The 12,143-nt window shown below is 55.2% G+C and carries 14 protein-coding genes; 5 read left to right on the top strand and 9 right to left on the bottom strand.

The annotated features are described in order from the left end of the window. Nucleotides 1-137: 137 nt before the first annotated feature. The 4 genes from ABLU87_RS03055 to ABLU87_RS03070 all read left to right on the top strand — a co-directional run bounded on the left by ABLU87_RS03055 (nt 138) and on the right by ABLU87_RS03070 (nt 3,081). The gene (locus ABLU87_RS03055) at nt 138-833 is read left to right on the top strand and encodes an amino acid ABC transporter permease (RefSeq protein ID WP_183129329.1); all 696 of its coding nucleotides are present in this window, start codon (nt 138-140) and stop codon (nt 831-833) included. Next, entirely contained in the window at nt 811-1,563 is a 753-nt protein-coding gene (locus ABLU87_RS03060) for an amino acid ABC transporter ATP-binding protein (protein WP_025107019.1), read from the top strand. Before ABLU87_RS03055 ends, ABLU87_RS03060 begins: the two co-directional genes overlap by 23 nt. Nucleotides 1,564-1,602: 39 nt before the next feature. After that, nucleotides 1,603-2,373, top strand: a complete 771-nt coding sequence (locus ABLU87_RS03065) for an amino acid ABC transporter substrate-binding protein (RefSeq protein ID WP_014229046.1) — start codon at nt 1,603-1,605, stop codon at nt 2,371-2,373. 162 nt (nt 2,374-2,535) lie between these two features. Further along, nucleotides 2,536-3,081: a chorismate mutase gene (locus tag ABLU87_RS03070; protein WP_183129330.1), complete on the top strand. Its 546-nt coding sequence runs from the start codon at nt 2,536-2,538 to the stop codon at nt 3,079-3,081. Between the two features lie 369 nt (nt 3,082-3,450). Here ABLU87_RS03070 and ABLU87_RS03075 read toward each other — a convergent pair whose 3' ends face one another. From ABLU87_RS03075 to nac, 6 genes are all read right to left on the bottom strand, one after another. Beyond that, nucleotides 3,451-4,185, bottom strand: a complete 735-nt coding sequence (locus ABLU87_RS03075) for an amino acid ABC transporter ATP-binding protein (protein WP_014838252.1) — start codon at nt 4,183-4,185, stop codon at nt 3,451-3,453. Then, entirely contained in the window at nt 4,182-4,952 is a 771-nt protein-coding gene (locus tag ABLU87_RS03080; RefSeq protein WP_014838251.1) for an amino acid ABC transporter permease, read from the bottom strand. The genes ABLU87_RS03075 and ABLU87_RS03080 overlap by 4 nt, the downstream gene beginning before the upstream one ends. 5 nt (nt 4,953-4,957) lie before the next feature. Then, nucleotides 4,958-5,653 (bottom strand): amino acid ABC transporter permease, encoded by a 696-nt coding sequence (locus ABLU87_RS03085; RefSeq protein WP_122117166.1) that lies wholly within the window; start codon nt 5,651-5,653, stop codon nt 4,958-4,960. Nucleotides 5,654-5,675: 22 nt separating this feature from the next. After that, the gene (locus ABLU87_RS03090) at nt 5,676-6,428 is read right to left on the bottom strand and encodes an SDR family oxidoreductase (RefSeq protein WP_122117167.1); all 753 of its coding nucleotides are present in this window, start codon (nt 6,426-6,428) and stop codon (nt 5,676-5,678) included. A gap of 122 nt (nt 6,429-6,550) precedes the next feature. Continuing rightward, a complete protein-coding gene (locus ABLU87_RS03095; RefSeq protein WP_224293025.1) occupies nt 6,551-7,012 on the bottom strand; it encodes an acetyl-CoA carboxylase biotin carboxyl carrier protein subunit in 462 nt (153 codons plus the stop codon). 63 nt (nt 7,013-7,075) lie between these two features. Further along, entirely contained in the window at nt 7,076-7,999 is a 924-nt protein-coding gene (gene nac / locus ABLU87_RS03100; RefSeq protein ID WP_014838248.1) for a nitrogen assimilation transcriptional regulator NAC, read from the bottom strand. Between the two features lie 337 nt (nt 8,000-8,336). Between nac and ABLU87_RS03105 the strand changes: the two genes are divergently transcribed. Then, the gene (locus ABLU87_RS03105) at nt 8,337-9,539 is read left to right on the top strand and encodes a pyridoxal phosphate-dependent aminotransferase (protein ID WP_122117168.1); all 1,203 of its coding nucleotides are present in this window, start codon (nt 8,337-8,339) and stop codon (nt 9,537-9,539) included. Between the two features lie 154 nt (nt 9,540-9,693). On the opposite strand, the gene ABLU87_RS03110 is transcribed toward ABLU87_RS03105, so the two are convergent. From ABLU87_RS03110 to pxpB, 3 genes are read right to left on the bottom strand one after another with little or no spacing between them, the layout of a single operon-like run. Next, on the bottom strand, nt 9,694-10,464 hold the full coding sequence (locus tag ABLU87_RS03110; protein ID WP_046877381.1) for a 5-oxoprolinase subunit PxpA: 771 nt from the start codon (nt 10,462-10,464) through the stop codon (nt 9,694-9,696). A gap of 6 nt (nt 10,465-10,470) precedes the next feature. Continuing rightward, a complete protein-coding gene (locus tag ABLU87_RS03115; RefSeq protein ID WP_046877364.1) occupies nt 10,471-11,457 on the bottom strand; it encodes a biotin-dependent carboxyltransferase family protein in 987 nt (328 codons plus the stop codon). Beyond that, complete coding sequence (gene pxpB / locus ABLU87_RS03120; RefSeq protein ID WP_122117169.1) at nt 11,454-12,143, bottom strand: 5-oxoprolinase subunit PxpB; 690 nt, start codon at nt 12,141-12,143, stop codon at nt 11,454-11,456. Before pxpB ends, ABLU87_RS03115 begins: the two co-directional genes overlap by 4 nt.

A 12,143-nucleotide genomic window follows, 5' to 3' on the forward strand; every position in this document is an offset into this window, starting at 1 on the left:
TTATTCGTATATATTTGTTTTCGCACACGGCGCAAAGAATATAATTCTCACTAATCCGGCCCCCAAATAATTAAGCCGGGCTAATAAAATATTCCGCCAGCAATTTCTGGCAAGATGCTATGTCCGGAAGGTGTGCAGTGCTAACATGGTTACCCTTAGCGATTGATTCTTTCTGGCCAATGCTTTCCGCGGGGCTGAAATTCACCATTCCCTTAACGCTGATCTCTTTTATTCTTGGGCTGTCGCTCGGGTTTGCGGTGGCACTTTTGCGTCTGTACGGCCCGGCCTTTTTAAAGCCGGTGATACGGTTTTACGTCTGGCTGATTCGCGGTACACCGCTGCTGGTGCAGCTATTTTTGATTTTCTACGCGTTGCCGAGCGCTGGGCTAACCATTGATGCCTTCCCTGCGGCGGTGATTGGCTTTACCGTCAATATTGGTGCGTATACCTCAGAAGTGATCAGGGCAACGCTGCTGGCCGTGCCGAAAGGGCAATGGGAAGCCGCCCATTCCATCAGCATGACATGGGCGCAGTCGCTGCGTCGTATTATTCTGCCGCAGGCCGCGCGCATCGCCGTACCGCCGCTCTCTAACACCTTTATTTCACTGGTAAAAGACACTTCGCTGGCGTCGGTGATCACCGTACCGGAGATGTTTCTTGCCGCGCAGCAAATTGCGGCAGTGACCTATGAACCGCTGATTCTGTACAGCGAAGCGGCGATTATTTATCTGTTCTTCAGTTCGGTGTTATCGCATTTGCAAGAGAAGCTGGAGCGGAAATTAGCGGGTACGACAGTAAAAGGTCAGGTCAATGATAACGCTCTCCAGCATTGAAAAAAGTTTCGACGGCAGCCGGGTGCTGAAGAACATCAATTTAACGATTGAAGAAGGCACGGTAACCACGCTGATTGGCCCTTCAGGCAGCGGGAAAAGCACCTTATTGCGCTGCATTAATTTGCTGGAAATTCCTCAGTCCGGGGAGCTGACCATCGGCAAAGAGCGCATCACATTCGCGCCGGACACGCGGATAAAAGGCCAGGATATTCGTCGCATCAGCCGCCAGACCGGCATGGTGTTTCAGAACTTCGCGCTGTTTCCGCATATGACCGCCCTCGACAACATCACCGAAGGGCTGATTACGGTGCATAAATGGGATCGCGAACGCGCCCGCCGCCGTGGTGAAGAACTGCTGGATAAAGTCGGCATGCTGCACAAATGCAACGCCCTGCCGAATACGCTCTCTGGCGGCCAGCAGCAGCGCGTGGCGATTGCCCGCGCGCTGGCGCCGTCACCGGCGGTGCTGCTGTGCGATGAACCGACTTCCGCACTCGATCCTGAGCTCTCCGGCGAAGTGGTGGCCGTGCTGCGCCAGCTGGCGCTGGAAGGAACAACCATGATCATGGCGACCCATGATTTGCGTCTGGCGGCGAATATCGCCAGCCAGGTGGTGTTTCTGGAAGCCGGGGAAATTGTTGAGTCCGGCTCCGCTAACGATTTGTTTTTACACGCGAAGAGACCCCGAACTGCGGAGTTTATCGCCTCTTTAAGCACCGCGCTCCCGTAATCCGGGGCGAGTTAATAAAAACAACATAGGGTAATGCAGATGAAAGCACTCGCAACATTAGTCGTCGCCGGGATTATGCAGCTTGGTTTTGCCCACGCAGCGCTGGCGCAGGATGATTTGGCAAAGATTCAGTCCGCTGGCGTACTGAAAATCGGTACTGAAGGTACCTATCCGCCGTTCACTTTCCACAATGCTTCCGGCACGCTGGAGGGTTTTGACGTAGAGATTGGCCGTGAAATCGCCAAACGCCTGAAAGTGAGCCCGCAGTTCGTAGAAGGGAAATGGGACGGCCTGATCGCCGGTGTCGATGCGAGCCGTTACGATGTGGTGATTAACCAGGTCGGCATTACGCCAGAACGCCAGAAGAAATTCGACTTCTCCGAGCCGTATATCGCGTCTAAAGCGGTGCTGATCGTCAATGACAAAAGCAGCATTAAAAGTTTTGAAGATCTGAAAGGCAAAAAATCAGCCCACACGCTGACCAGTAACTATGCGCAGATCGCGCGTAAATACGGGGCGGATATCGTGCCGACCGATGGCTTTAACCAATCTGTGGATTTAGTGGTGCAGGGCCGTGCCGATGCGACCATCAACGACAACCTGTCGTTCCTCGACTTCAAAAAACATAAACCGGATGCGCCAGTGAAAATTGTCGCAACCCAGTCTGACGCGGAGAAATCCGGCGTGTTGCTGCGCAAAAACAACCCGCAGCTGAAAGCGGCGATTGATAAAGCGCTGGAAGAGATCAAGGCCGACGGCACCTACGAACGTATTTCCCAGAAATACTTCGGTGCGGACGTGTCGAAGTAATTTTTAACCCCGCTGTAAAAGAGAACCGTAAGCCCGGATCGGGTTTACGGTTTTTTTATCATCACAAGACTGTAAAATGCGCTAGCTACGCTTTCTGCGAAATGTTTCTTCAACTGACCGGAACGCTTTTACAGACTTCCTGTTTATCGACGTCGGAGATTTATGATGCCGTACAAGCTCTATACAGCCGTGTTGCTTCTCGCTGCCGCAAGTTTCTCTGCAACGGCAATTTCTGCTTCAACCCCTTCGATTGGCAATTTGATCAATGAACGTTTGTCCTTGATGAAAGATGTTGCCGGATATAAAGCGCAACATCACCAGGCGATTGAAGATCTACAGCAAGAGAAGAAGGTTCTGGAGAGCGCCACTGCTGATGCTGATTCGCTGGGATTAAAAGGCGAGAGCGTAAGGCCATTTATTCAGGCGCAGATGGACGCCGCCAAGGCGATTCAGTACCGCTATCGCGCCGACTGGTTGGCCGCGCCGGAAACTGACTGGCAGCCTCGCCCGCTTCAGGATGTCCGGACGCAAATCGGCCAACTTAGTCATCGTATTCTGCAAAGTGTGGCGGCACGATTAAAGTCCGGGCAACCTCTGACGGAACAGGGCCCGGAGGCATTTATGCACGCCGTGCAGCAGAAGAATTTACACGAGCAGGATAAGCATAGGATCTGGGAAACAATGAAAGGGATTTCGTTGAAAGATTAAGTGAAAAGCCCCGCAGAAGCACTGAGGAATCCCCATTCATGGGCGGGTGAAAAAGACAAGCATAGCGTTTTGTGATCTACTGATGTGCAACCAATTCAATGAGATCACCGCTATGCTTGCTTACATCACCGTATCGGTTTATGGGCATTCTCGACAGGACGAATGCCTATCTGGTTTGACGAGGAGTTAGCCGATCAGCATGGGCAAATCTCCAGCTCAAACAGACACAAAATCATATTCGAATGAAGCCGACGCTGGCTCACCATGATCAGCAACATAACTGCCTTTGCCGCGAATCCAACTTTGCCACCCCGTTACACATGTTTTTCCAGCAGGCGGCAGCCCGCCTGCCAGGACTCCGCAATGCCTTCAATTCAGTAAATCGCTAAGGAAACGCCGTGCTCGCGGATGCTGCGGTGCGCTAAAGAATTGCTTCGGCGTTGTTTTTTCCAGAATTTGCCCCTGATCCATAAACCAGATGGTATCGGCCACATCGCGGGCAAAATGCATTTCATGGGTCACGCACATCATCGTCATCCCCTCCTGGGCCAGCGAGCGCATGACGCTTAAGACCTCCCCCACCATTTCAGGATCCAGCGCCGACGTCGGTTCATCGAACAGCATCACCGGCGGCTTCATCGCCAGCGCACGGGCGATAGCGACGCGCTGCTGTTGCCCGCCAGAGAGCTGGGCCGGATAGGCATTAGCTTTATGCGACAATCCCACTCGCTCCAGCAGTTCCCCGGCGTGTTTACGCGCCTCAGAACGTTTGGTGCCCAGCACTTTTACTGGCGACATCATGATGTTTTCCATCACCGACACGTGGGGAAACAGATTGAAGTTCTGAAAGACGAAACCGATACGGGTGCGCAACTGGTTCAGACGCATGCTGCTGCCGTGGATATCTATACCATCAAACAGAATCTGCCCCTGCTCGATAGGCTCCAGGCGGTTCACCGTGCGAATCAGCGTTGATTTCCCGGAGCCTGAGGGGCCGCAAACCACCACCACCTCCCCCGCTTTGACTTCGGCACTGAGGTCAGTCAGGGCGTGGTAATCGCCATACCATTTATTGACCTGATTAAACAAAATCATCGGGATCATGATGTTTCCTTATTAAGTTTGCGGTTGGCAAAGAAAAGAGGATCGTTCTGCTCTTCTCCCTGCTGCGGCTGCGCATTGAGCCGTTTGTTGGCAATCCAGCTTTCTAGCCTGTTTGCCAGCCATGTCAGGCTGAAACAGATGATGTAGTAGCTCAGGGCCACGATGGCGAAGACCTGAAACGGCTTGGTCAGGAGCTGGTTGCTGACCTGGTTTGCCGCATAGGTCAGTTCCGGCACGTTAATCACATAGCCCAGGGTACTGTCCTTGATGATCGACACCAGCTGGCTCACCAGGCTTGGCAATGCGTTGAACAATGCCTGCGGTAAGATCACCAGTCGCAGGGTTTTCAGATAACTCATCCCCAGCGCGCGTGATGCTTCATATTGCCCCTGCGGTAACGCCTGAATGCCGCCGCGGACAATCTCGGCGATGTAAGCACTTTCGTAGATAACCAGCGTGCAGAGCATGGTGGAAAAACCGCTGATATTCTGCCCAATCAGCAAGGGCACGCAGAAGTAGGTCCAGAACACCACCATCATCAGCGGGATACCGCGCAGGGTGTAGACCCAGCAGGCCGCCGCCCAGCGCAGCCCGCGCCACGGAGACAACCTCGCCAGCCCAACCAGCACGCCCAGCGGGAAAGAGAGCACGACCGCCAGCAGTGAAATTAACAGCGTACAAAGAACGCCCCCGAGCGGCCCGTTCGGATACTGCCCCATCAGGAACAGCATGCCGTGGTCCTGCAAAATGGTAAAAACGTCAAACATGGTATTTACCTCGCGTACACGCGTTGAAAATGGCGGCCTAACAGCGCACCCAGCCCCATCAGTAGCAGCGAAAACGCCAGATAGCCCAACGTGCCAATGGCATAGGCCTCAAAAGTGCGGAAGGTCTGATTCTCAAGATCGCGCGTCACATAGGTTAACTCGGTCACCCCGATGACCATCGCAAGGCTGGTGTTTTTAAACAGCAGCACGGTGTGGTTAATCAGTGCAGGCAAGGCATTGCGGATCCCCTGCGGCAGGATCACCGAGCCCATTGCCCGCATATAGTTCATGCCCAGCGCACGCGCCGCCTCGTTTTGCCCGTCAGGAATGGCACGCAGGCCGCTGCGAATATCTTCGGAAAAGTAAGCCGCCTGGCATAATCCCAGGGCGAACATCGAGAAGAGGAACTCGGCGTTGAAATCGTTAATCCACATCTGTACCGACTCCGGCAGCAGCATCGGAATGGCGAAATACCACATCATCAACTGAATCAGCGTGGGCACATTGCGGTGATACGAGACGTAAGCTGCCACCAGACGCACAGCGATGCGGTTTTCCGACAGGCGGATAACCAGCAGCAGCAGTGCGATAAACATAGCCAGCAGCCAGGCGCCCAACGCCAGTTCCAGCGTGACGGTCGCGCCCTTCACGATCATCTCGCCATAGTGGCCTGTTAAAATGGTACTAAAATCAAGCGCCATAATGAGCCTCCTCTTAACCTGCTTAGACTGCGCTTTCGCCTGGACGCATCGTAGAAAGCCCGCCGGGTACCTGCAGCGTCGGCGTTATTTCAATATTGCCGATGTTCACTGCTATCGGGGCACTAACGGCAAAGGCCACGCAATCGGCAATGTCTTTGGCCTCCGGCAGCTCAAAACCATCGATAAAACGCTTGCGCGCATCTTCATGATCTCCAGAAACATTGCCGAAAATATCGGTCGCCACGCGTCCCGGACAGATTTCGGTAATTCGCACGCGCTTGCCGTAGCAGTCAACGCGTAGCTGGCGTGAAAGCGCATGAACGCCCGCTTTGGTGGCGTGATAAACGGAGTTGCCTTTGAAGTTGTAAATCGCGGCAATCGACGTGATGTTGATAACGTGACCGCGGTCGCGCGCCATCATCCCTGGCACCAGCAAACGACACAGATGCAAAACCGCGCGCAGGTTGACGTTGAGCTGAGTTTCAATCACCTCTTCACTGGCATTGAGAATTGAACCGGGATGCGATACACCGGCGTTATTAACCAGAATGTCCACTTGCAGATCGCTGCATAAACGCGTCAGCGCGTCGAGGTTGGCCACGTCTACGGCATGGGGAATACAGCCAGTCCGCTCCGCCAGTGTGGCTAATTGTTCCCGACGGCGCGCCACGGCGTGCACCGTAATCCCTTCCCGGCATAAACGCTCGACAATGGCTTCGCCCATACCGGCGGATGCACCGGTGACCAGGGCGACTTTATAATCTGAAAATGGCATATTGCCTCTCCTGTCATCACGGCATTTCTGAGATGCCGCATCGTATTTATTGTGTATTTTGACTCTATTCAGTTATGCCTCAGCGGTATAAGACATAAATGATTTGAGGCAATAAGGGGGACTTATAATCCTGAGGGAAATGAGTCATCTGATTGAATTTTCGCGATTTCCTGACCAAACTCCACGGCATCTCCCTCACTCACATGAAAGGAAACAAGCCGCCCGGCAACCGGGCTGCGTACGGGTAAATAGAGTGCCCCCACTTTGACCAGTGCCAGTAAATCATGCTGTTTGATCGGACTACCCGGAGCGGCGAAATTCTCTGCAAGCAGAGGATGGCGCAGTAGTACCCGCCCAGGTGCCGGAGAACACATTAGCGTAAAACGCGGCAGTACATCCGCCGCAGGAAGGGGAGCAATAGACGGCGTAGTGGTGATATACACGGACCACGCCCTGCCCTTTAGCACAAGGTGAGAAATTGACGTGGCGCGCAGGCTTTGTATGAGCTGCGTCAGCGCCTCAAGAGTAACTGTTTTTTCCATAGCGACCCGGTACTGGCTGTTGTCTTCAGTGAATGCTTTCACTCTATCCCGCACACGTGACTGGCCAGTAAGAGGGTTTCGCTTTACGGCAATAAGGGAGACTTATTAGCTCACCAGCGTCAGGGGGCGGTTATCCGGTGTGCGGTTCGAGACCAGTGACAGCAGGATCGATTTCACCGCTTCGGCAGGTTCAGACAGCGGCAGATGATCCGAAATACAGAACGACAGTGACGCATGGACATCCGGTTCAATGATTTTTGCCATCCAGGCATCAGAGGCTTTCAACATCGCGCGGGCGGCCGATTCCGGCATGACCGTGCATCCCAGTCCGGCAGCCAGCGCCGCATTGAGGGTGGTTTGCGATTCAATTTCACAGGCGACCCGGTAATCCAGCCCCTCTTTGACGAAGGCGTCATCCACCACTTTACGCATGATGTTGTAAATGCGGGGCAGAAACAGGTCGTAACGCGCCACATCAGCCAGCGCGATCTCTTTAATGGGCTTATCAAGCGCATTGGGGCAAACAAAGCACAGGTGCTCTTTCATCAATGGAATAAAACGCAGTCCGTGGATCGCGCGGTTATCGTAAATCACCGCCATATCCATCCGCCCGTTCATGATGAGCTCACTTAAAGTGGTGCCGAAGTTTTCATTGAAATAAAGCACGACGCCAGGATGCTGACGCTGTACCTCCTGCATCAGCGGAATGGCAAGCTGTTGCGCCGCGGTTCCGGGGGCGAGCCCCACAGAGACATTGCCACACAGCTCCATGCCTGAGCGGTCAATGGCGCTCTGCGCCTGCGCGCACTGGCGTAAAATCGCCTGCGCATGGGTATACAGGATTTTACCTGCGGTGGTTGGCGTCACGCCACGCTTGGTGCGAATCAACAGTTGCTGATTGACTTCCCCTTCCAGCGTCGCGAGCTGCTGGCTAAGCGCGGGCTGAGCAATATGCAGGATATCCGCCGCCTGGGTTAAACTTCCCACATCGACAATCTTGATGAAATATTTCAGGCGACGCAGATTCATAGCTTTTCTCCAGAGATGGCTTTTCCATCAATAAAGCAATGGCTGTGCCAGTTCTGATGATTGCGTATCCACACAGTCTGCTTATGTCTTTATGGCGGCAAACTCTCGCTGCCATCGCCCCGACCCGCATTCTGCCATCCGTTCCCCGCACTCCCACGGTGCAAAAGGGCACGGGCTTGCATCATTGCGGTATCTTTCCTGTTGTTCAGTCATTGTTTTGCATTATGTCCCCACAACAAAGCAGTATTATCCGCTCGCCAGGCCTGTTCCCTATTCTCAGATTTCATCCACCGTGCGAGAGCGCGGTTCCCGCTGAATCAACTGGAACACCTGTGATATGCCTGATATTGCCGATCGACTTAAAAACATAGCTATTTCAGCGTCCGTTGCTATGACGCAAAAAGCGCGCGATCTCGCCGCGCAGGGGATTGACGTGGTGGGGCTTTCCACCGGCGAGCCGGATTTCCCAACCCCACCGCACGCCATTGAAGCCGCCTACGCCGCTGCGCTGGCTGGCGATACGCGTTATCCGCCAACGGACGGAACGCCCGCGTTACGTGCCGCCATTCAGCGCAAGTTCAGGCGTGATAACGGGCTGGATTATGATGTCAGCCAGATAATCACCACTGGCGGCGCGCGGCAGATGATCTTCAACGCCATGCTGGCCACGTTAAACCCTGGCGACGAAGTGGTGATCCCGTCGCCATCATGGATCAGCTATGCCGATATCGTGAAATTTGCGGGCGCGACGCCCGTTCCGGTGCCGTGCTACGAAGAAAACGGCTTTAAACCGCTACCTGGCGATATCGCCGCGGCCATCACGGGCAAAACTAAATGGCTGCTGCTGAACTACCCGAGCAACCCCACCGGGTCCGTCGCCAGCCGCGAAGAGCTGCAGGGGATTGCCGATGTGATGCTGGATAATCCGCATGTCTGGATCCTGACTGACGATATTTATGAACACCTGATTTATGACGGCTGCGTCTTCCTGACGATCGCGCAGGTTGAACCCCGACTGTATGACCGGGTGCTGACGGTGAATGGCGTGTCGAAAGCTTACTCGATGACCGGCTGGCGTCTCGGGTTCTGCGGAGGACCGGCTCCGCTGATTAAAGCGATGAGCAATGTGAACACGCAGAACGCCGGGGGGATCACCACGCTGGCACAGGCAGCGGCAATTGCGGTGCTGGATGGCCCACAGGATCTGTTGAAAGAGCGTGCGGCTATCTATCGCGAGCGGCGCGATTTCGTGCTGGAGAAACTGGCGGCAATCCCCGGTCTGGTGTGCCACAAGCCGCAGGGCGCGTTCTATCTGTTCGTCAATATCGCGGCATTTATAGGGAAAGCCAGCGCGGGCGGACGGCAAATTAACAACGACGCGGATTTTGTGATGGCGCTGATTGAAGAGCAACACGTGGTGACCGTTCAGGGGGCGGCATACGGTATGAGTCCGTATATTCGCCTCTCTTACGCCACCAGCATGGAGCGGCTGCAAACCGGCTGCGAGCGTCTCGCCTCGTTTTGCGAGGGATGCCAATAAGCATTAACCCCGGCTGGCGCTTCGCTTAGCCGGGATTTTCGCTGTAACACCGGGCCTGATGCCCGCCCCCCGATCCCGATATTCACATTCCTCGCCATAAAAAAAGCCCGACGGCGTTGACGCCTGTCAGGCTTAAAACACACTGCAACCAACGCTACTGCTGTAACACTTCCGCCGCCGGAGCCACGATGCCGCCACAGGCTTCAATCTCGCTGCGTACAATCTTCGCCAGCGCTAATGAACCCGGCGTGTCGCTGTGTACCAGAATCGAGCGGGCGCGTACCGCAAGAGGATACCCTTCAATGGTGGTCACCGTCCCTTCCTGCAAAAACTGGCGAACCCGCCCTCGCACGGCACCTTCTTCTTTGATTACCGCACCTGGCTTGCCGCGCGGCACCAGACGCCCGGTGGCATCATAGGCCCGGTCAGCCAGAAACAGCGTTAACCCCGGTAAACCGACACTTTTCGCCGCCTGCTCAATAAGGGTGTCTGGCTGGGAAAAAACGATCAGGCTCGGGTCGAGGCGATAAATCGCCTGCATCACCTGACGCGCCAGTGCTTCATCGCGGTTAATCATATTGCCCATTGCCGCATGGAAACTCACATGCGACACCGTCGCCCCTTCATGCTTCGCAATCGCCTGCAGCGCGCCAATCTGGTACACCACCTGCTGGCAAATCTCATCCGGGCTAAAGGCAATCTCTTTACGTCCAAATCCTGACCTGTCCGGCAGCCCCGGATGCGCGCCAATTCCAACACCCCGAAGCTTCGCCAGGCGTACCATTTGCGTCATGATGGCCGGATCCCCCGCATGAAAACCGCAGGCGATATTAGCCGAAGAGACGACCTGCATCAGGGCTTCATCGTCACAGAGTTGATAAACACCAAAGCCCTCTCCCATATCGGAGTTCACATCTATTTTCATCATTGTTTATTTCCCATTCACGCTGATAAGCGAACGCGAAAAATCGCGCAACCGTGCCAGCCAGCGTTCAGTCGCCTGCCGCGCCACGATAGCCTGCTTCGCATCACTCTGGATTAACTGAATCGACTGCCCGGCCTGTAGCTGGCCGAGCCGCCAGAGATCTTCTTCAATCACGCAGGCAATTTTGGGATAACCACCTGCGGTATTCGCATCGCTTAACTGTATGATCGGCTCCCCTGCTGGCGGCACCTGCACAATGCCCGGAATCAGCCCATAAGAACGCATCTCAACCGTGCGGGAGGGGAAAATCGGTTCACCGGCAAGGCGATAACCGGTGCGGTTGCTTTGGCGGGAAATCTGCCAGGGTTGCTGCCAGAAACGCAGATGATCCGCCGCGAATAACGCATACTCGCCGGATGGAATCGCCCGCACCGGCACAATTCCCTTCACCGGGGCGGCAAAAACATCACGTAGCGCCAGTTCCGGCGGCTCAATACCCACACCGCCTTCAGGCAACGGCTTGCACGTTGCCGGGCCAGGGGGAAGTCGATCTCCTGCCTCCAGCGGACGCCCCTCAACGCCGCCAAATCCGCCTCGCAGCGCGGTGCTGCGCGAACCTAACACCTCGGGCACATTGATGCCACCGGCCACACAGAGATACCCCCGGCTACCGGAACGAGGATAACGCATCTCCAGTACCTGGCCTTTTTTAACCTGGCAGCCCCACCAGGGTGGCAGATCGGTATCATCCAGACGCGCCCGGCAGTCAGCCCCTGTCAACGCAATGGTTACTGCTTCATGAAAGCGCACACGAAATGGAAACATCTGCACTTCAATGGCGGCAGCGTTGTCATCGTTGCCCAACAGCGCGTTACCTGCCCGCAAGGCCAGCGGGTCCATGACGCCGCTGACTGACACGCCAAGGTGGCGGAAACCAAAACGCCCCAAATCCTGCACGGTGTTTAGCGAGCCCGTGCGTTCGATTTCGATCACAGTTCTATCCTTTCGGGTAAAAAACGGATGCTGTCACCAGGGGCCATCAACGCGGGGTTGGCCGCATGCGGATCAAACACCTCCAGTTCGGCAAAACCAATCGCGTTCCAGCCATTCGGCCCGGTCAATACCGACACGCCCGTTTGCGCACCGCCAATGGTCACTGTCCCTTTGAGCATATTGAGCGACGGCACTTTTTTACGCGGCGTCGCCAGCAAAGGATCCAGACCATGCAAATAACCAAACCCCGGCGCGCTGCCCAACGCAACCACGGTGTATTCCCCCTGATAGTGGCGGCGGATCACCTCTTTTTCCGTAAAACCGGTGTGGCGGCACACCGATGCAAGATCGCTTGCCAGTTCGCCGCCATAGTGCACCGGGATCTCAATCAATTGCCCCTGCGGCTGCACCTCCCGCGCTTCTCGCCAGTATTCACGTAGCCGATGCGGGAATGCGTCCCCCTCTTCCGGCGTCTGTCTGAGCAACACCAGTAAATTGGTGACGCCGGGAATCAGCGTTTCGACGTCATCACATTGAGAGAGCCTTTGCGCCAGGGACCAGATTCGCCGTTGCGCGGCCAGGCTAAATTCCCCCGGCGCTTCCACTAGCCAGGCACGACTCCCCATAGTCGAGAGCGTGATCTCCGCCGCTAAAGAAACAGACGCGTGTTGCTCTAACCAGGCCAT

Source organism: Klebsiella sp. CB_Kp196 (genome assembly GCF_040061575.1).
GTDB classification, from domain to species: Bacteria; Pseudomonadota; Gammaproteobacteria; order Enterobacterales; family Enterobacteriaceae; genus Klebsiella; species Klebsiella michiganensis.